We start from the raw sequence: 19,357 nt of genomic DNA on the forward strand, positions 1-19,357 counted from the left end.
TCTTGCAATCGATACGGTGCGCGCTCAGCGCAGCGGCGCCACGGCCGGGTCCTTGCTCGGCTCGCCCAGGTCGCCCTCCCACTTCGCGACCACGGCGGTGGCGATGCCGTTGCCGATCACGTTGGTGGCCGAGCGCGCCATGTCCAGGAAGTGGTCGATGCCCAGCAGGAGCAGCAGGCCGGCTTCCGGGATGTTGAACTGGGACAGGGTAGCGGCAATCACCACCAGCGAGGCGCGCGGCACGCCGGCCATGCCCTTCGAGGTCAGCATCAGCACCAGCATCATGGTCAGCTGGGTCGACAGCGACAGCTCGATGCCGTAGGCCTGGGCGATGAACACGGCTGCGAAGGTGCAGTACATCATCGAGCCGTCCAGGTTGAACGAGTAGCCGATCGGCAGCACGAAGGCGGCCAGGCGGTTCTTGACGCCGAAGCGCTCCAGGCCTTCCAGGGTTTTCGGGAAGGCCGCTTCCGACGACGCGGTCGAGAAAGCCAGCAGGGTCGGGCCGCGCAGCTCGGCGATCAGGCGCAGCACGCGCGGGCCGAGGAAGGCCATGCCGATACCGATCAGCACCACCCACAGCAGCACGATGCCCAGGTAGAACTCGGCCATGAAGATGCCGTAGGTCGACAGCACGCCCAGGCCGCTCTTGGCGATGATGCCCGCCACCGCCGCGAACACGGCGATCGGCGCGAAGTTCATCACGTAGCCGGTCACTTTCAGCATGATGTGGGCGACGCCGTCGACCGCATCGATCAGCGGGGTGGCGCGCGCGCCGACAGCCGCCGCAGCGGTGCCGAAGAACAGCGAGAACACGACGATCTGCAGGATCTCGTTCTTGGCCATGCCGTCGGCGATGGAGGACGGCACCAGGTGGGTAATGAACTCCTTCAGGGTCAGGCTGGTGGTGGCGATGCCCGACGAGGTGCCGACCGCCGGCAGCGCGCCCGACACGGCCATGGCGTCGCCCGGACGGAACAGGTTCACCAGGACCAGGCCCAGCGACAGCGAGATGATGGAAGCGATGATGAACCAGCCCAGCGCCTTGACGCCGATGCGGCCCACTTCCTTGGCGTCGCCCATCTTGGCGATGCCGACCACCAGGGTGGAGAACACCAGTGGCGCGATGATCATCTTGATCAGGCGGAGGAACAAGGTCGTGATCAGCGACATCGTGTCGGAGAAGGACTTCGCCTGCTCCGGCGTCACGCTGGCGTTGACGCCATAGCCTGCGATGATCCCGAGCACGAGGGCGACCAGGATGTAGGTGGTCAGGCGGTTTCGATTATTCATAACTGCTTCCTGTCTTATAGACCTGTGCACAACCGGCGGCAACGGGTGGCGCTGTCGCAGGCGGGTGAATCGGGCAAAATACCTGGCTTTCCGAGGAGCGAAACGGCCAGTTCGTCTGATGGTTATGGCAAGTTTGGCAGTATCCTAGGCGCTGATAATGCTGTCAAGCATGCTTACTGCACGTGCAACAAGCACGCAACGGAAGAGAAAATGGAGTACAAATGATCGACATCGAGAACGTCAGCAAGTGGTATGGCGAGTTCCAGGTGCTGCGCGACTGCACGACGCAGGTGGCGCGCGGCGACGTGGTCGTCGTATGCGGTCCGTCCGGCTCGGGCAAGTCGACCCTGATCAAGACCGTCAACGGCCTGGAGCCCTTCCAGCAGGGCAGCGTGCGGGTGGACGGCATCCCGGTGGGCGACCCGAAGACCGACCTGCGCCGGCTGCGCGCCCACATCGGCATGGTGTTCCAGAATTTCGAGCTGTTCCCGCACCTGTCGGTACGCGAGAATCTGACACTTGCCCAGATCAAGGTGCTCGGCCGCAGCAAGGCGGAGGCTACCGAGCGCGGCCTGGCCTATCTCGACCGGGTGGGCCTGCTGGCGCACCAGGACAAGTATCCGAACCAGCTATCGGGCGGCCAGCAGCAGCGGGTGGCGATCGCCCGGGCCCTGGCCATGGACCCGAAAGCGATGCTCTTCGACGAGCCGACTTCCGCGCTGGACCCGGAAATGGTGGGCGAGGTGCTCGACGTCATGGTGGGGCTGGCGCAGGAGGGCATGACGATGATGGTCGTGACCCACGAGATGGGCTTCGCGCGCAAGGTGGCCGACCGCATCGTCTTCATGGACCAGGGGCGGATCGTCGAGGACAGCCCCAAGGAAGCCTTCTTCGCTGCGCCGCGCTCGGACCGGGCGCGCGACTTCCTGGACCGGATCATTCACTGAGCGGGCGCCCAGGCGCCAGCTCAGCCGTGGCCCTGGCTGTCGTCGCCCGCGAAATACTCGTGCTGGTCGGTCAGGACGTAGGAGTGGCGCAGTTCCACCACTTCGTCGCGGAAGCTGAGCGCGCGGCGGATGACGTGCAGCAGCGGCGTGCCTTCGGCGACGCCGAGCAGCTGCGCCATCTGCGCATTGGCGCCGCAGGCGCGCAGGCGCTCCTCGGTGCGCAGCACGCCGACGCCGAAGCTGTCCTGGTATAACTGGTAGAGCGTGGTGCGGCGCTCGCGGACCTGGGCTTCGCTCATGCCGGCAAAGAAGTGCTCCGGCAACAAGATGTCGTCGATGATCACGGCCCGCCCGCCCAGGCTGAGCCGGTTCACGATGCGGATCAGCTTTGCCCCTTTCTTGACGCCGAGCCGGGCGGCGCTGTCGGCGTCGGCCTTGTCTTTCGTCAGGCTGATGAATTCCACCTTTGGATATTCCTTGCGGCCATCCTGGGCGAAGACGTGGAAGAAGCCGAACATGTAGCGGTCCTGGCTGTGCGAGGCGACGAAGGTGCCGCGTCCCTGGTGCCGGATCAGGATATTCTCGGCGGTCAGCTCGTCGACGGCCTTGCGCAGCGTGCCGACGCTGACGCCGAAGCGCTCGCACAGGCGCTTTTCGGCCGGGATGATCTCCCCCGGCTTCCATTCGCCGCCGCGCAGCGACTCCAGGAGCTTGTGCTTGACCTCGCGATACAGCGGGAGGCCCAAGGCAACATCCGATCGAAAAATTTGTTCCATATGTGGGCGACAGAAAGGGTCCGAGTGCGCGTATCATAGCGCATCCCGCCTTCCGGCGCCGTAAAATACATACAGATCACATGGTTGAATTTTGCGCCGCCATGGACTGGCACAGCCGGATCAGGCTGCTCATGCCGCCGGTACGGTATTTATCCTTGTGCACCAGGATGTGGAAGGCGCGGGTGAGCTGCAGATAAGGCGTCGGAATGCTCACCAGGTTGCCGCGCTCGACCGCGCCCACCAGGGCGATCTTCGGCAGGCACGAAATCCCCATGCCGCTCTCGACGGCGCGCTTGATCGCTTCGGTGCCGCCCAGCTCCATCATGACCCGGATCCCGCCCAGCTGGCTCATCAGCATCTGATCCACCACCTCGCGGGTGCCGGAACCGCGCTCGCGCAGGATCCAGTCGGCCGCCCGCAAGGCCTCGATGCCGGCGCCGCCCGGCTGGGCGATCGGGTGGCCGGGCGCCGCGCAGATCGCCAGCTCGTCCGGGCGCCAGAAGCCCGCCTCGATGTCCGGATGCAGGCAGGGGCCTTCGACAAAGCCGACATCGATCTCGAAATGCAGGATCGCGTTGATCACCTGTTGCGTATTGCCGACTTCGAGTTCGATGCGGCAGCCGGGCCGGTTGGCGCGAAAGGACCCGAGGATCTGGGGCAGCAGGTAATTGCCGATGGTGGAACTGGCGCCCAGCCGCAGGTCCACCGCGCCCCCGGGCTGGCGGAACAGGCCCTCCATCTCGCGCGCCCGCTCGACCATCTCGACCGCTTTCGGATATAGCGCGCGCCCGTCCTCGTTGAGCGCCAGGCGCTTGCCGATACGGTCGAACAGGCGCGTCGCCAGCTGGTTCTCGAACTCGGCCAGGGCCATGCTGGCGGCCGATTGCGTGATGCCGACCAGCGCCGCCGCCTGGGTCACGTTCCCTTTCTGGGCCGTGGCGACGAACACCTCGATCTGTCGCAGGCTTGTCCGCAGCATGCTCGCTCCCGTCTCTATATCAATTTAATTGATTAATTATATAAATATAACTCGTTTTTACTTATTAGCGCACGGCGCTACCCTTGGCTGAAACATTCAACAGGGGAATAAAAATGAGCACGACACCCGGTACACCGCGCCAGTTCGCCGCCGGCTTGGCTGTCGCGGGCGCCATCGCCGCCCTGGCGATGTGGAGCGCCGGCCTGCCGGCCGTCCAGGAGATGGGCATCAGCGCGCTGACCGTGGCCATCCTGATCGGCATCGTCGCCGGCAATACCGTGTTCGGGCGGATCGCGCCGCACTGCGCCAGCGGGGTCGACTTCAGCAAGGCGCGCCTGCTGCGCCTCGGCATCATCCTGTACGGCTTCCGCATCACCTTCCAGCAGATCGGCGAGATCGGCTGGGCGGGCGTGGTGATCGATATCCTGGTCATCGCCATCACCTTCACCCTCGCGGTGCAGCTCGGCACCCGCATGTTCGGCCTGGACAAGCAGACCGCCATGCTGATCGGCGCCGGCAGCGCGATCTGCGGGGCGGCCGCGGTGATGGCGACCGAGCCCGTGGTGCGCGCCCACGCCCACAAGGTCTCGGTGGCGGTGGCCACCGTGGTCGTGTTCGGCACCATCGGCATGTTCCTGTACCCGCTGATGTACCCCTACCTGCAGCTGACCGAGCTGGGCTACGGCCTGTATGCCGGTTCCACCATCCATGAGGTGGCGCAGGTGGTGGTGGCCGGCAAGGCGGTCGGCGAGCAGGCCGCCTCGGCCGCCGTGATCGAGAAGATGCTGCGCGTGATGATGCTCGCTCCCTTCCTGGTGATCCTGAGCAGCCGCCTCGGCGCCGAAGAGGGAGCGGAGACGGGCGCGGCCAAGGGCCGCATCACGATCCCCTGGTTCGCGCTGCTGTTCATCGTCGCCAGCGGCGTCAATTCGCTGGGCGTGCTGCCGCCGGCGCTGGTGCACTGGATCGTGCAGGTCGATACCGTCCTGCTGGCGATGGCGATGGGCGCGCTCGGCTTGCGTACCCAGGCCTCCGCAATCCGCCAGGCGGGGCTGAAGCCGATCCTGCTGGCCAGCGTGCTGTTCCTGTTCCTGGTGGTGGGCGGCTATGCGATCAACCTGGGCGTGACTTCCCTGATTTGACACGCGGGATTTTCTTTTTTTCTTCAAAAAGTCATGTAGATGATGTGTTTGACAGTGATAGGGGGCCACGCTAGCATCAAGGCGTGTCCAGCTGAGCCGCGCACAACAAGACGGACAGGGTTCACCGGGCTGTAATTCCGCAGTCCGGCTTTATTCCCAGTGCCCGCCGCAGAGCGGATCGACAGATGGCCTACGCCGCACGAGGACAATCAATGCAGCGGTCTAGGAGGAGTTAAATGAGGAGCTCGCTTTTTCGCAGTCTGTATTTCCAGGTCATCGTGGCGCTCGTCGCCGGCATCGCGGTGGGGCATTACTATCCGGCCATCGCCACCGATCTCAAACCGCTCGGGGATGCCTTCATCAACAGCATCAAGATGGTCATCACGCCGGTCATCTTCTGTACCGTCGTGTGCGGGATCGCGGGCATGGAGAGCCTCAAGAAGGTAGGCAGCGTGGGCGGCAAGGCGCTGCTGTATTTCGAAGTCATCACGACGCTCGCCCTGATCATCGGCATGGTGATCGCGAACGTCATGCAGCCCGGCGCCGGGATCAACGCCGACATCGCCTCGCTCGACCAGGGCGCGGTGGCCCAGATCGCCCAGAAGGCGCAGCCCCAGTCGACCGGCCAGTTCCTGGCGGCGATCATCCCGTCCTCGGTGGTGGATGCCTTCGCCAAGGGTAACCTGCTGCAGGTGCTGCTGTTCTCGATCCTGTTCGGCGTCAGCCTGTCGATCCTGGGCCAGCGCGGCGATAAGGCGCGCGTCGTCATCGACGAATTCGGCAAGGTGCTGCTCGGTATCGTCGGCCTGGTGATGAAGCTCGCCCCGCTCGGCGCCTTCGGCGCCATGGCTTTCACGGTCGGCAAGTTCGGCATCGGCACCCTGCAGCAGCTGGCGCTCTTGATCGCCTGCTACTACGCGACCACCCTCATCTTCATCGTCGTCGTGCTGGGCTCGATCGCGCGCGCCGCCGGGGTCTCGCTGTGGAAGCTGGTGCGCTACCTGAAGGAAGAGATCTTCATCGTGCTGGGCACGGCCAGCACCGAATCGGTGCTGCCGCAGATGATGACCAAGCTGGAGAAGCTCGGCATCGCGCGCTCGGTGGTGGGCATGGTGATCCCGACCGGCTACTCGTTCAACCTGGACGGCGCCGCGATCTACCTGACCATGACCTCGCTGTTCATCGCCCAGGCCCTGAACATCGACCTGAACCTGTGGCAGCAGCTCGGCCTGCTGGCGATCCTGCTGGTGACCTCGAAAGGCGGCGCCGGCGTGGCGGGCGCGGCGCTGGTGGCGCTCGCGGCGACCCTGTCGTCGATGTCGCTGATTCCGGTGGCCGGCATCGCGCTGGTGATCGGCATCGACCGCCTGATGAACGAGATCCGGGCCATCACCAACCTGATCGGCAATGCGGTGGCGGCGATCGTCGTGGCGCGCTGGGAAGGCGAGATGGACCTGGAGCAGGCGCGCCGCGTGCTCGACGGCGAGCACCCGGCCGACGATGTGGCGGACGTGGGCGATGCGGGTCTGGTCCCGCTGCCGGCGGCGGCGAAGCTGGTGTAGCAGGCTGCGGCTGAACTGGTTTTCCTTGTGCTCTCCCGGTGGGGTTTCGCCGGGAGTTTTTTTGCACCGGCGCTGTTCTCGGCGGTGGGCCGGAAGCTGGGCGGCTATGAGCGGCCAAAGGTGTTGGGGAAGAAGTGCTTGGGCATCAGTCCGTCTGCAAACACGGACGCCATGCTAATGCTCTGAATGAGCCTGCGTACGTCCGCTATCGACCCGAAGCGGACCCTTGGGTTCCTGTGCTCCGTAGTGGCTTTGCTACTCGCTCTCACAAGGTGCAGCAGGCCTTTTTGCTCCCCGGCCAAAGGCCAGTGTCATTGCCGGAGCGGGGACTTCTGCAAGATTTGTTCGTGCTCTGCTCTCAGTCGTACTCCCCAAGATGGTCTTAATCCTGCCATTAAGTTCTCTTGATATGGGAACCACACGGCCCTGCCATCACCAGTCGGCTTTCGATTGCGTAGTTCATACGAGGTGGCCATGATAGAGGTGATCCCCTCAAAAAGCATATACAGGACCTCATCATTATCGAGCCCCGATATCCTTTCGAGTTCCGAGCCACGTTCAGTTACCACGAACTCAAACTTTCCGGATCTCATCTCAACATGGGGCGCTCCATCATGCTGCGGGAAGGTATGGAATGCCTTGTAGTACGGCTCCACATCCAAGTGCTCAGCCATTGAGCGAAACTCGGCCGCAAGACCGGATAGGGTCAGTTTTTCCATCGCAGGTCGTTTTCAGTAACAGGTCGCTCTTAATGATCGGGGGAGGTCCGCTTCTGGCCGAGGCAGTCTACCAGCGAAGGACCGCAACCGACCCATTGCAGACATTGGAACAGCGGCGAGACCGCTAGTCAGGCCACTACTTCAAGCTGGACATCTTCAGGCGCGAATGACCAAAGCCAAATGGTAATTCCGTCTTTTCCTCTGCACTCAAGCTCATAGCCTGGAGGGTTACTGTACACCTCGATAACTGCTGCCACATCGCCAACGCTTGGCGCGAACGCTAGTACCGTCGGGCTGAAAATCGACTGGCTTACGCAGTTCTTTGATTCTGACCACATCGTAGATTTTGATGGATGACATTACATACTCGCTTGGCAAACAGATGTGGTGAATGACTGCTTCTGGCCGATAGCAGACCGTCGGTATGACTTAGTGTAAGAGCTTGTTGCCATCAGGGCAAGGAACGGGTTTGGTAGGCGCCCTTAGTCAGATACACCTTGGCCGCTCGCAACGCACTGCTGGGCTTCAGAGATTGCGAACCACTAGGCTCACCCCACCCAGGATCAGCACCCCCCAGATCGCCTGCACAACCCGTGCGGCCGGCAGGCGGCTGTGCAGGTGGTTTCCCAGGTAAAGCCCGGCGAGCGCGCAAGGCAACAGGAAGGCCGCCAGGACCAGCAGCGACTCCTGCCGGTACAGCCCGGCCGTGGAGAACATCGCCAGCCGCGACAGGCCGCTGATGAAGATGAGAGAGCTGATCGTCGCGCGCAGGATCAGCTTGTCGTCCAGGCGGCGCGCCAGGTAGATCGTGTAGATCGGCCCGCCGGTGCCGAACAGCGCGGTGAAGATGCCGCCGGCGATCCCGAGCGGCATCGCCCAGCGGCTGCCTATCGGCCGGATGCCTGGCTGCAGCACCAGGCTCCAGGCGCAGTAGGCGAGGATGAAGATGCCGAGCGTCAGCAGCAGCAGGCGCTCGGGCGCATTGACGAGGGCGAACAGGCCGATGGCCATCCCGCCCAGCATGAAGGGCACCAGGCGCAGCAGCTCCTTGCGGTTGACCACGCGCCGGTTCTTGAGGCCCATCAGCAGGCCCGCCGCCAGGTCGAAGACCAGCATCAGCGGCACCGCCATGCGCAGCGGGATCAGCTGGACCAGCAGCGGCATCGCCGTGATCGCGGAGCCGAAGCCGGTCAGGCCGAAGACGGTGTAGGCGAGGAGGATGGTAAGCGCCAGCAGCGCGATCGTGTCGGCGCCAAAGGCCATCGCTCCTCCCGGCTCAGGCGCCGGCCAGCGCCTGCAGCTGCCCGAGCAGTGCCGGCGCGATCTCGATCCCGTCGGACTCGGCGGCCTGCGCGAGGGCATGGCGCCGCTGGCCCGGCAGGCGCACGTCGGCGTCCGCCAGCATGGCCGACACCAGGGTCTCGATGCGTTCGTCGAACACGCCGGCGCCCGCCAGCGCGCCCGGATCGATCACCAGGAAGGCCTGGCCGATGCGCGGCCGGTTGCCTTCGTCGGTGAAGAAGGAATCGGCCTCGAAGCCATAGGCCGCGCCGGTCAGCGCGCAGCACAGCAGCTCGACCACCAGCGCCAGCATCGCGCCCTTGACGCCGCCCGCCGGCAGCATCATGCCTTCCAGTCCGGCCTGCGGGTCGGTGGTCGGGTTGCCGTCCTTGTCGAGCGCCCACCCTTCCGGGATCGGCTTGCCCTGCTTGGCCGCCACCATCAGCTTGCCGCGTGCGACTTCCGACAGCGACAGGTCGATGACCAGCGGCGGCCCGGCGCGGCGCGGGAAGACGGCGGCGATCGGGTTGGTGCCGAACAGCGCGCGCTTGCCGCCCCAGGCCGGCATGGCCGCCGGCGAGTTGCCGAACGCAAGGCCGACCATCCCGGCCTCGGCCACCGGTTCGAGGTGATAGGCGGCGGCGCCGAAATGGTGGCTGTTGGTGACGCCGGCGAAGGCTGCGCCGGCTTCGCCCGCGCTGCGGATCGCCTCGCGCACCGCCAGTGCGCAGGCGGGGAAGGCCAGGCCTTCCTGGGCGTCGACCAGCAGCGCCGCCGCTTTGTGCTGCCGCATGCGCGGCCGCGCTTCGCCGTTCACGCGGCCGCAGCGCAGGTGGCCCGCATACTGCGCCACGCGCGACAGGCCATGCGAGGCCAGCCCCTGCGCTTCCGCCGCCACCAGCGCACGCGCCGTGGCGGCCGCCATCTCGGGACCGGCGCCGGCGCGCACCAGCGCATCGGTGGCCAGCGCTGCCAGTTCTGCCATCGAGAGGGCCGTCATGCCTGCTCCATGGCGTCGAGTTCCAGCAGGCGGTCGGCGACCTTCTCGGCGATCAGCGCGCTCACGCGCTCGTTCGATTCGCGCGTGACGCCGCCGATGTGCGGCGTCAGGACCAGGTTGGGCACGTTCGCCAGCGCCGAGCCGGCGGGCAGCGGTTCCTGACCGAACACGTCGAGCGCGGCGCCTGCCAGGCGGCCCTGGCGCAGCGCCTCGGCGAGCGCCATCTCGTCCACGATGCCGCCGCGCGCGGTGTTGATCAGGACCGCGCCCGGCTTCATGGCGGCGATCCGCGTCATGTTCATCAGGCCGCGGGTGGCGTCGGTGAGCGGGACATGCAGGCTGACGACATCGGACTGGGCCAGCAGCATGTCCAGGTCGAGGCGCTTGACGCCGGTTTCTTCCCACACCGGCGCATCCCTGGGCAGGATCGGGTCGTAGGCGACGACCTGCATCCCGAGCCCCTTGGCCAGACGCGCCGTCAGGCGGCCGATGCCCCCGAAGCCGACCAGGCCGAGCGTCTTGCCGCCGGTTTCCCGGCCCTCGGACAGCCTGGTGCGCGGCCAGGCGCCGGACGCCACCGCGTCGCTCGACAGGTAGGCGCCGCGCAGCAGCATCATGCCGCAGGCGACCACGTACTCCGCCACCGCCAGGGCGTTGGCCCCGGTGGCCGGGATCACGGCCACGCCGCGCGCCTCGCAGGCCGCCACGTCGATGTTGTCCAGTCCTACCCCGAGGCGGCCGACCACCCGCAGCCGCGGCGCGGCGTCGAGCAGTCCGCCATCGACCTGGGTGCGGTTGCGCACCACCAGCGCCTCGGCGTCCGCCAGCAGCCGTTCCAGCTCGGCGCGCCGGTCGACCAGCGCGGGGTCGTAGCGCACCTCGAAGCGCTGGCGCAGGGCGTCGACCGCGCTCTCGTCCATGAATTCGCAGATCACAATCTTCATCTCGGTCTCCCTGGCTTCAGTTCTGCATGCCCCACTTGCGCACGGTGTTGTTCTCGATGGTGCGGAACACCAGGTTCTCCACCACCAGGCCGATCAGGATCACGGTCAGCAGGCCGGCGAACACGTTCGGGATCTCGAGCATGTTCTTGTTCTCGTAGATGAACCAGCCCAGGCCGCCCGAACCGGAGCTCACGCCGAACACCAGCTCGGAGGCGATCAGGGTGCGCCAGGCGAAGGCCCAGCCGATCTTGAGACCGGTCAGGATGCTGGGGAAGGCGGCCGGGATCAGGATCCTGGTCACGTAGGTGAAGCCGCCCAGGCCGTAGTTGCGGCCGACCATGCGCATGGTGTTGGACACCGCCAGGAAGCCCGAGTGGGTATTCAGCGCCACCGCCCACAGCACCGAGTGGACCAGCACGAACACCAGGCTGCCGTTGCCCAGGCCGAACCAGATCAGCGCGATCGGCAGCAGCGCGATCGCCGGCAGCGGGTTGAACATCGAGGTCAGGGTTTCGAGGAAGTCGGTGCCGATCTTGGAGGCGATCCCGATCGCGGTCAGCACCGCCGCCAGCGCGATGCCGGCCCAGTAGCCGATCAGGAGCACCTTGAGCGAGGCCCACACCTTGAGGATCAGCTCACCGCTGGCGATGCCCCTGAAGAAGGCTTCGACGGTGGCGACGAAGGTCGGGAACAGCAGCTCGTTGCCGAGCATGCGGGCGCCGACTTCCCACACCACCATCAGGAAGACCAGGATCGCGGTCTTGCGCACGACGCTGTAGTTGTACAGCTTCTCGAAGGCCGAGAGCGGCTTTTCCACGACGCCGAACGCCGCCGAATCGAGCGTTTCGCGCTGGAAGGACGGGCGGGGCCAGAGAACGGCATCCTTAGACATGCTGCACCTCCTTGTCTTCGACTTCATCTGCGAACAACATCTGGTGGATCTGGTTTTCGAGCTCCTTGGCCGCCCGCGGGTCGGTCTCGTCGCGCGGCACGCTCGCCAGTTCGGCCTTGACCTGGCCGGGGTGCGGCGACAGCAGCAGGATGCGGCTGCCGCACTTGATCGCTTCCGGGATCGAGTGGGTCACGAACAGCACCGTGAAATGGGTCTCGTCCCACAGCTGCAGCAGTTCGTCCTGCATCTTGCGGCGGGTGAGGGCGTCGAGCGCCGCATAGGGTTCGTCCATCAGCAGCACGTCCGGCTCCATCGCCATGCCGCGCGCGATCGCCACCCGCTGCTTCATCCCGCCCGACAGCATGTGCGGGTGGTGGTCGGCGAACTTGGCCAGCTTCACCTTCTCGATGTACTGCATGGCCTTGTCTTCCGCCGCCTTCCCCTTCAGCTTGCCGGAAGAGAGCAGGGGGAACATCACGTTCTCCTTGACCGTCTTCCAGGGCAGCAGCTGGTCGAATTCCTGGAACACCATCATGCGGTCAGGGCCGGGACGGCACACCAGCTTGTCCTTCAACCGGATCTCGCCTTCGGTGGGGTTGAGGTAGCCGCCGATCGCCTTCAGCAGGGTGCTCTTGCCGCAGCCGGAAGGCCCGAGCAGCACGTAGCGGTCCGACTTGAACACCTGGAAGTTCACGCGGTAGGTCGCGGTCACCAGGTGGGCCTTGGTCTTGTATTGCAGCGTCACGTCGCGCACGTCGAGTAACGGGGCAGGTTGCAGTTTCTGAATCATGTCCATGACTTCCTTCCTTTGCTCATGCAGGGAAAAGCGCGTGGTCCTGATGCCAGGCGAATGTCAGCTGCCCGGGAGGTGGTGCACATTGGGGAAGAACATGTCCTTCCACGTGGCGGGCTTGACCTTGATCGATCCGATCTTGTGCATGAAGTCCACGTACTTGCCGACATTCTGCGGGGTCGTGGTGTAGGCCACGTTCGGATCGTTGAGCATCTTGAGGATGTCGTCGACGCTGTCCTTGTCCTTCGAGATCCGCAGGTAGCTCTCGGCCGCCCACTTCTTGTCCTTGTTGATCATCGCCACCGCCTCGTCGAGCGCCTTGACGAAGGCGGCGTAGACCTTGGGATTGTCTTCGCGGAATTTCGAGGTCGCCCACACCAGGTTGAAGGTGCCCGGGCCGCCCAGCACCTGGTAGGAGTCGAGCACCTTGCGCACGCCAGGCTGTTCGAGCTGCTGGTACTGGAAGGGCGGCGAGCTGAAGTGCGCGGTGACTTCGCTGTTGGGCGACAGCAGGGCCGCCTGGCCGTCGGGGTGGCTCATCGACACGGTGAACTTGTCCAGCTGGTTCTGCTTGCCGGGGCCGAAGGCCTGCTCGGCCGCCATCTGCAAGGTCACCGCCTGGATCGAGACCTTCACCGCCGGCAGGGCGATCTTGTCCTTGTCGGTGAAATCCTTGATCGACTTGACGTTCGGGTTGCGCGTGTTCAGGTAGAGCGGCATCGAGTTCAGCGCCGCCACCGCCTTGACGCCGTAGTTGGTGCGGGTCTTGGCCCACAGGGTCACCAGGGGCGCCACGCCGCCGGCCGCGAAGTGCAGGCTGTCGGACAGCAGCGCGTCGTTCATGACGTTACCGCCCGCGAACTTGGCCCACGAGACCTTGAGGTTGGGGATGCCGGCCGCGGCCGCGTGCTTCTCGACCAGCTTCTGTTCTTCCATGATCATCAGCGGCAGGTAGCTGATGCCATACTGCTCTGCGACCTTCAGTTCGGTGACTTCGGCATGGCTGGCCAGCGAGGTGGTCAGCAGGACGGCGCTTGCGGCGTACGGCAGGATGGATCTGAAACGCATGGATGTCTCCTCCAAGAGTGGGTGGGGTCCCTGCTTTGGCAGTGGTTGTTGTTGCTGCCCCGGCGAAATGCTTTGTCTGTGTGCCTCTTGATGCAAATTCGAGAGTTCATACTAGCCCAACTTTCCATGCAATTCAACTAGATGACCTGAATGAGTTGGACATTTTTTTAATCTTTTTATGTCTGTTTCCACGGGGATCCAATTCAGGCGGTCGCCGGCGCCTGTTCTTCCTCCAGGATGGTCTCGCCCGGACGCACGCGCTCGAAGCGCACCGGCTCGCGGTCCAGCACCAGCGCATCGCCATCGGCGCGCGCCACCGTGAAGCTCGATTGCTGCAGTTCGCCGGGCAGGGGGAAGTCCTCGCGGAAGTGAGCGCCGCGCGAATCCTGGCGCAGCAGCGCGGCGGCGGCGATCACCTGGCTCACGGCGATCAGGTTGCGCAGGTTCATCCAGTCGTGCCAGCTGAGGGCGTAGGCGCGCTCGCCGTCCGCGATCCCCGTGCGCAGCAGCTGGGCCTCCAGCTCCGCCAGGCGCGCCTGGGCGCGCCGCAGGCCCGCGGCGCTGCGCAGGATGCCGACGTCGCTCCACATGCATTCGTACAGCGCCTCGCGGATCGCCTCCAGGCTGCCGGCGGCCTGGCCGAACGGCGCTTCGTGGGCGGCGATGCTGCGCGCGATGGCGTCTTCATCCGGCGCGCGCCAGTCCGGGTTGCGCGCGGTCCATGCGGCCATGCTCTCGCCGGCGATGCCGCCGAAGACGGTGGAGTTGGCCACGCCGTTGCCGCCCAGGCGGTTGGCGCCATGCACGCCGCCGGTGTCCTCGCCCGCGGCGAACAGGCCGTGCAGGTGGGTCGTGCAGTCGGGACGGAACACCACGCCGCCCATCATGTAGTGGGCGGTCGGGACCACCTCGACCTTGCCGCCGGCCAGGTCGAAGCCGCAGTCGCCGCAGCGTTCGACCATGCCCTTGAACTGCTTGCGCACCTTGTCGACGCCCAGGTGCGACATCTGGATGTAGACCCCGCCGTTGGGCGTGGTGCGGCCGGCCCGCATCTCGGAATAGATCCCGCGCGAGACGATGTCGCGGGTGGCGCGCTCGCCGCGCGGATCGTAGTTGCTCATGAAGCGCTCGCCCTCGCCGTTGACCAGCCAGCCGCCGGCGCCGCGCAGGCCCTCCTCGAGCACGGTGCCGGTCATGCGGGTGTGGGTGCCGGCCAGCAGCCCGGTCGGGTGGAACTGCACCATCTCCATGTCGCGCAGCGGCAGGCCGGCGCGCAGGGCCATCGCCAGGCCGTCGCAGCTTTTGTCGCCGGAGGGCGTGTGGAACTTGTACATGGTCGGTCCGCCGCCGGTGGCCAGCAGCACCGCCTTGGCCTGCACGAACACGAATTCGCCGCTGCGCATGTCGATCATCAGGACCCCGGCCAGCGCCGCGCCGTCCGCGGTCTTGACCAGTTCCACCGCGCGGTGCTCCTCCAGCCGCCCGATGCCGCGCGCCCACACCTGCTCGGCCAGCCGGTTGATGATCTCGATGCCGGTCAGGTCGCCCTTGTGCACGGTGCGGTCGAAGGTCTGGCCGGCGAAGGCCTTCTGGTGCACGGTGCCGTCCGGATTGCGGTCGAAGAAGCAGCCCAGTTCGTTTTCGAGCTCGCGGATGCGCTCCACCGCCTTGGTCACCAGGGTCCAGGCCAGTTCCTGGTTGGCCAGCCACTTGCTGCCTTCGATGGTGTCCATGAAATGGCGCTCGACCGAGTCGCCCTCGGCCAGCGCCACGTTGTAGCCGCCCTGGACCATGCGGGTGCAGCCGCACTTGCCCAGCAAGCCCTTGACCGCGACCGTGATCGACAGGCCCGGGTTGGCCTGGTGGGCGTGCAGGGCCGCGAACAGGCCGGCGCCGCCCGAGCCCAGGATCAGGATGTCCGTCTGGATGCGCTTGATCGGTTTCATTACACGACTCCCAGGCTGGCCAGGACCTCGGCGCGGCGTGCGTCGACGTCGGCCCTGACTTCGGTGTACAGGCTGCCGCCGTGGCTGTCCATCGCCACCAGCAGCGGGCCGAAATGGCGGATCCGGAACTTCCACAGCGATTCCGGGTTCAGGTCGTCGAGGTCGACGTCCTCGATCTGCTCGATCCAGGTGGTCTCGAGGGCCGCGGTGCCGCCGACGATCGCCAGGTAGGCGCCGCCCAGGTCGCGGAAGGCCTCGAGCGAGCCTTCGCGCATGCCGCCCTTGCCGACGATGAAGCGCACGCCGAAGCGTTCCATCAGCGGGCGGGTGAAGCGTTCCATGCGGTCGGAGGTGGTGGTGCCGATGCAGACCGGCTGGTAGCCGGCCGGGAAGGCTTCGCTCCGCTCGACCTTGCGCACGTTCGGCGCGGTATGGATCACCGCGTGGCCGTCCAGGTCGAAGCGGGTGCTGCGGCCGCGGTCGAGCATGTGGATCTGGGTGGCGTCGCGGATGCCGAACAGGGTCGACTCGAGGGTGACGGTATCGTTGACGCGCAGCTGCCGGACCTGCTCTTCGGTCACCGGCATGGTGAATTGGTAGTGGGCCATGGTCAGTATCCGTAGGTGAGTCCGTCGGGCGTGAAGCGCGCGCGCGCCCGGCGCGCCGAATGGCATTGCATGTTGACGGCGACCGGGTTCATGGTGATGTGGGTGGCCGCCAGCTCGATGTGCACGGCGAAGGCGGTGGAATCGCCGCCCAGTCCCTGCGGGCCGACGCCGAGGCGGTTGACCGCGGCCGTCAGCTCTTCTTCCAGCCTGGCTCCTTCCGGATCCTCGCAGCGGCTGCCCAGCGGGCGGATGGCGGCGCGCTTGGCCAGCGCCACGCACAGGTCCGAGGTGCCGCCGATGCCGACGCCGACCACGGTCGGCGGGCAGGTCTTGCCGCCGGCATTCACCACCGAATCGATGACGAAGGCCTTGACGGCGGCGATGCCTTCCGCCGGAATCGCCATTTTCAGGAAGGAGTTGTTTTCCGAGCCGCTGCCCTTGGGGACCATCAGGATGTCGAGTTCCTGCGGCTGGTCGCTGAAGTCGATGTGGATCACCGGAACCTCGGCGCCGCAGGAAGTGTGCTCGTTCTTGCGGGTGATCGGGTGCACCACCGAGGAGCGCAGCGGGTGTTCGCGGGTGGCCCGCTCGCAGCCCTTGCGGATCGCCGCCTTCAGCGCATGGCCGTCGACCTCGACGCCGCTGCCGATCGTGACGTTGTAGATGGGGACGCCGGTATCCTGGCACAGCAGGTTCTCGTTCTCCTCGGCCACCTGGATGTTCTGCACCATGGTGGCCAGGATGCCCTGGGCGCGCGGCCGGCTCTCGGTTTCGGTGAGGCGGGCAAAGCCGCCCTTGATATCGGGCGGCAGCATCTTGAGGGCCCGGATGTAGAGTTCCTTGGCAGCTTCTTCGACTGCCGGCAGATCGATTTTCATGGAGTTGTACCTTTCAGTTCTGGCTGGCGGGGCTGGTCAGAAGACCAGCGCGAGGGCGAAGGCCATGCTGGTCATGGCGGCGAAACCGGCGCTGGCGGCGATCAGGTTCTTGCGCAGGCCGCTCCAGGCGCCGAACTCGATCAGCATCAGGCGTACGCCGCCCGCCGTGTGGGCGGCCAGCAGCAGCACCAGGCCCCATTCGGCGAACTTGAACAGCGGCTGGTCGGTGAAGCGCAGGAAGCCTTCCAGCTGGGCCTCGCCGCCGATCGCCTGGCCCAGCGCCCAGAAGTGCACCGGGAGGAACAGGGCCAGCGCGAGGCCGGCGACGCGGTTGACCATGAAGGCCCAGTAGGCCGGGTGGTTGCGGGCGCGGTAGTCGTTGCGGCGTTTCATGAGAGGACCACTCCATAGACGGAGCGCAGCCCCAGCACCAGCAGGAGCAGCGCGAACAGGCCGGCGGCCAGGCGGATCGCCGGCTCGCGCCAGTGCAGGGCCTCGCGCAGGATGCGCGCCAGGCCGATCGGCACGTGCATGGCGCAGGCCAGCACGAAGACGGTGTAGAACAGGCCGAAGCCCACGCTGCCGTGGGTGCGCGCCAGGATCTCGGCGCCGGACAGGCCGCCGCGCACCGCGTAGATGATCATGGCCAGGTGGACCAGGACGCAGAAGGCCAGCACCATGGCGCTGAGGCGCTGCCAGTACCAGAGCCGGATTTCGGTGAGGACCGCGCTCATTTGTCCCTCCGCAGGGCCATGATCGACAGGCGCTTGAGGCCGGAGATCGCCGCGGTCGGCGCCAGCTGCTTGGGACAGCGCTCGGTGCACGAGCCCTGGGTGTGGCAGGCATGGCAGCCGGCGTCCCCGGACACCGCGAGCAGGCGCGCGTCGCGCTCCACGTCGCGCACGTCGTTGACCAGGGTCCAGGCCCGGTTCAGGGCGGCGGGGCCGAGGAACTCGGGACGCCAGCTCACCACGTCGCAGGAGGAATAGCAGATCGAGCAGCCGATGCATTCGATTCCGGCGTCGGCCGCGCGCCTTTCCTTCGAGTCCGGCTGGACCAGGGCGAAGTCCTCGTGCCGGGTGCGTTCGCCCTTGAAGCGGCCCTTGGCGCCCGCCCATTTGTCGAAGAACTCGGTCATGTCGGTGACCAGGTCCTTCACCACGGGCAGGTTGGACAGCGGCGCCAGCTCCAGCTTGCCGTGCGTGGCGACCTTGGCCACGTGGGTGCGGCAGGTCCAGCGCGCCTTGCCGTTGACGGTCATGGCGCAGGACCCGCACATTCCGACCCGGCAGGCGTAGCGGTAGCTGAGCCCGGGATCGATGTGGCGCTGGATATGGGTCACCACGTCCAGCACGGTCTGGCTCTCGAGGCGGGGCACCTCGTAGGTGACGAACTCGCCGTTCTCCCTGCCTCTCCAAATCTTTACTTCAAGCATTTCGGTCATCTAGATCACCTTGATAATCTGCTTAAAAATTCAGCTTTGACAAGGCCATTGTCGAGGACTTCTCCTACAAAATAAAGCTAATCTTTATTTGTACGAGATACAGTAATTCTTTACTATTCCTCTATCGATCATCCCGCTGGGACCCCATGGCCTCGATCCGCAATTTCAAGACTTTCCTCGCCGTCGCCAGGCACGGCAGCTTCGCGGCCGCCGGCAAGGAGATCGGCTTGACCGCGGCGGCGGTCGGCCTGCAGGTGCGGGCGCTGGAGGAGGAGCTGGACCAGGTGCTGTTCGACCGCGGCCCGCGCTCGGTGGTGCTGAACACGGCGGGACGCAAGGCGGTGCCGCAGATCGAAGACCTGCTGGCGCGTTTCGAGGCCCTGGCCGGCTCCGACAGCCATGACGAGTTGTCCGGCAGGGTCGTGATGGGCGCCCTGGTGTCGGCGCTGATGGGCGCCTTCGCCGACGCACTGTGGACCATCAAGCGGCAGCATCCGGCGCTGAAGGTTCAGCTGTTCGGCGGCCTGTCGGCTGACTTCGTCGTGCAGGTGGAGCGCGGCGAACTCGACGCCGCGATCGTCACCCAGCCGCCGCGCGCGCTGGCGTCGAGCCTGGTGTGGACCCCGCTGTATCACGAACCGATGGTGCTGATCGTCCCGCGCCGGCCGCACTTCGACCTGCCCGACAAGCCGCTCGACGTGCTGCGCGAAGCGCCCTTCATCCGCTTCGACCGCCATACCTGGACCGGGAGCCTGGTGAAGGACGTGCTGGACGAATGCGGCGTGGGTGCGCGCGAGGAACTCGAGCTGAACTCGGTGGAGGCGATCATCGAGATCGTCCGCCAGGGCTTCGGCGTGTCGATCGTGCCCCAGCTGGCCAATGTGCGCTGGGAACAGGACGAGGGGCTCAGGGTGGTCCGGCTGCGCGGCGTGACTGTCGAGCGCTGCGTGGGGATGGTGGAGAGGACGCGCCATAGCCGCATGGCGTTCACGGCGGCCATCAAGGAATACTTCGCGGACAGGCCGGTCCGGGACCGGCAGCCCTAGGCGGCATAGGCGCGCGCCGTCGAAACTGAAACACCGTCC

General features: G+C 65.9%; 20 protein-coding genes. 4 read left to right on the plus strand and 16 right to left on the minus strand.

What is annotated here, in order from left to right; all coding sequences use genetic code 11:
- Positions 1 to 24: 24 nt before the first annotated feature.
- Positions 25 to 1,293 carry a dicarboxylate/amino acid:cation symporter gene (locus J8847_RS17100; protein ID WP_211525912.1) on the minus strand — a complete coding sequence of 423 codons (1,269 nt, stop codon included), beginning with the start codon at positions 1,291 to 1,293 and terminating at the stop codon, positions 25 to 27.
- Positions 1,294 to 1,514: 221 nt separating this feature from the next.
- On the opposite strand from J8847_RS17100, the gene J8847_RS17105 reads away from it, so the two are divergent.
- The gene (locus J8847_RS17105) at positions 1,515 to 2,240 is read left to right on the plus strand and encodes an amino acid ABC transporter ATP-binding protein (RefSeq protein WP_211525913.1); all 726 of its coding nucleotides are present in this window, start codon (positions 1,515 to 1,517) and stop codon (positions 2,238 to 2,240) included.
- Between the two features lie 20 nt (positions 2,241 to 2,260).
- On the opposite strand, the gene J8847_RS17110 is transcribed toward J8847_RS17105, so the two are convergent.
- A complete protein-coding gene (locus tag J8847_RS17110; RefSeq protein ID WP_373888736.1) occupies positions 2,261 to 2,986 on the minus strand; it encodes a GntR family transcriptional regulator in 726 nt (241 codons plus the stop codon).
- A 106-nt stretch (positions 2,987 to 3,092) separates the two neighbouring features.
- Complete coding sequence (locus tag J8847_RS17115; protein ID WP_211525915.1) at positions 3,093 to 3,995, minus strand: LysR family transcriptional regulator; 903 nt, start codon at positions 3,993 to 3,995, stop codon at positions 3,093 to 3,095.
- A 113-nt stretch (positions 3,996 to 4,108) separates the two neighbouring features.
- Between J8847_RS17115 and J8847_RS17120 the strand changes: the two genes are divergently transcribed.
- The gene (locus tag J8847_RS17120; RefSeq protein ID WP_211525916.1) at positions 4,109 to 5,137 is read left to right on the plus strand and encodes a YeiH family protein; all 1,029 of its coding nucleotides are present in this window, start codon (positions 4,109 to 4,111) and stop codon (positions 5,135 to 5,137) included.
- A 236-nt stretch (positions 5,138 to 5,373) separates the two neighbouring features.
- Positions 5,374 to 6,699 carry a C4-dicarboxylate transporter DctA gene (gene dctA / locus J8847_RS17125; protein ID WP_211525917.1) on the plus strand — a complete coding sequence of 442 codons (1,326 nt, stop codon included), beginning with the start codon at positions 5,374 to 5,376 and terminating at the stop codon, positions 6,697 to 6,699.
- Positions 6,700 to 7,010: 311 nt separating this feature from the next.
- On the opposite strand, the gene J8847_RS17130 is transcribed toward dctA, so the two are convergent.
- The 13 genes from J8847_RS17130 to J8847_RS17190 form a co-directional block, all read right to left on the minus strand.
- Positions 7,011 to 7,418 (minus strand): Imm63 family immunity protein, encoded by a 408-nt coding sequence (locus J8847_RS17130; protein WP_211525918.1) that lies wholly within the window; start codon positions 7,416 to 7,418, stop codon positions 7,011 to 7,013.
- 525 nt (positions 7,419 to 7,943) lie between these two features.
- The gene (locus J8847_RS17135) at positions 7,944 to 8,681 is read right to left on the minus strand and encodes a sulfite exporter TauE/SafE family protein (protein WP_211525919.1); all 738 of its coding nucleotides are present in this window, start codon (positions 8,679 to 8,681) and stop codon (positions 7,944 to 7,946) included.
- A gap of 13 nt (positions 8,682 to 8,694) precedes the next feature.
- Entirely contained in the window at positions 8,695 to 9,699 is a 1,005-nt protein-coding gene (locus J8847_RS17140; protein WP_211525920.1) for an Ldh family oxidoreductase, read from the minus strand.
- A complete protein-coding gene (locus J8847_RS17145) occupies positions 9,696 to 10,643 on the minus strand; it encodes a hydroxyacid dehydrogenase (protein ID WP_211525921.1) in 948 nt (315 codons plus the stop codon). The genes J8847_RS17140 and J8847_RS17145 overlap by 4 nt, the downstream gene beginning before the upstream one ends.
- Before the next feature lie 16 nt (positions 10,644 to 10,659).
- Entirely contained in the window at positions 10,660 to 11,535 is an 876-nt protein-coding gene (locus tag J8847_RS17150; protein ID WP_211525922.1) for an ABC transporter permease, read from the minus strand.
- On the minus strand, positions 11,528 to 12,331 hold the full coding sequence (locus J8847_RS17155) for an ABC transporter ATP-binding protein (protein ID WP_211525923.1): 804 nt from the start codon (positions 12,329 to 12,331) through the stop codon (positions 11,528 to 11,530). Before J8847_RS17155 ends, J8847_RS17150 begins: the two co-directional genes overlap by 8 nt.
- A gap of 57 nt (positions 12,332 to 12,388) precedes the next feature.
- Entirely contained in the window at positions 12,389 to 13,396 is a 1,008-nt protein-coding gene (locus tag J8847_RS17160) for an ABC transporter substrate-binding protein (protein WP_211525924.1), read from the minus strand.
- A gap of 203 nt (positions 13,397 to 13,599) precedes the next feature.
- A complete protein-coding gene (locus tag J8847_RS17165; RefSeq protein ID WP_211525925.1) occupies positions 13,600 to 15,342 on the minus strand; it encodes an L-aspartate oxidase in 1,743 nt (580 codons plus the stop codon).
- Entirely contained in the window at positions 15,342 to 15,950 is a 609-nt protein-coding gene (locus J8847_RS17170; RefSeq protein WP_211525926.1) for a fumarate hydratase C-terminal domain-containing protein, read from the minus strand. Before J8847_RS17170 ends, J8847_RS17165 begins: the two co-directional genes overlap by 1 nt.
- Positions 15,951 to 15,952: 2 nt before the next feature.
- Positions 15,953 to 16,828, minus strand: a complete 876-nt coding sequence (locus J8847_RS17175; RefSeq protein WP_211525927.1) for a fumarate hydratase — start codon at positions 16,826 to 16,828, stop codon at positions 15,953 to 15,955.
- Between the two features lie 36 nt (positions 16,829 to 16,864).
- Positions 16,865 to 17,221: a succinate dehydrogenase, cytochrome b556 subunit gene (gene sdhC / locus J8847_RS17180; protein WP_211525928.1), complete on the minus strand. Its 357-nt coding sequence runs from the start codon at positions 17,219 to 17,221 to the stop codon at positions 16,865 to 16,867.
- Positions 17,218 to 17,562 (minus strand): succinate dehydrogenase, encoded by a 345-nt coding sequence (locus J8847_RS17185; protein WP_211525929.1) that lies wholly within the window; start codon positions 17,560 to 17,562, stop codon positions 17,218 to 17,220. Before J8847_RS17185 ends, sdhC begins: the two co-directional genes overlap by 4 nt.
- The gene (locus J8847_RS17190) at positions 17,559 to 18,272 is read right to left on the minus strand and encodes a succinate dehydrogenase/fumarate reductase iron-sulfur subunit (RefSeq protein ID WP_211525930.1); all 714 of its coding nucleotides are present in this window, start codon (positions 18,270 to 18,272) and stop codon (positions 17,559 to 17,561) included. Before J8847_RS17190 ends, J8847_RS17185 begins: the two co-directional genes overlap by 4 nt.
- A 146-nt stretch (positions 18,273 to 18,418) precedes the next feature.
- Between J8847_RS17190 and J8847_RS17195 the strand changes: the two genes are divergently transcribed.
- Positions 18,419 to 19,318, plus strand: coding sequence for a LysR family transcriptional regulator (locus J8847_RS17195; protein ID WP_211525931.1), 900 nt, complete (start codon positions 18,419 to 18,421; stop codon positions 19,316 to 19,318).
- Positions 19,319 to 19,357 lie beyond the last annotated feature (39 nt).

Origin of the sequence: Massilia sp. AB1, assembly GCF_018119385.1 — a bacterium.
In the GTDB taxonomy this organism is placed as follows: domain Bacteria; phylum Pseudomonadota; class Gammaproteobacteria; order Burkholderiales; family Burkholderiaceae_D; genus Telluria.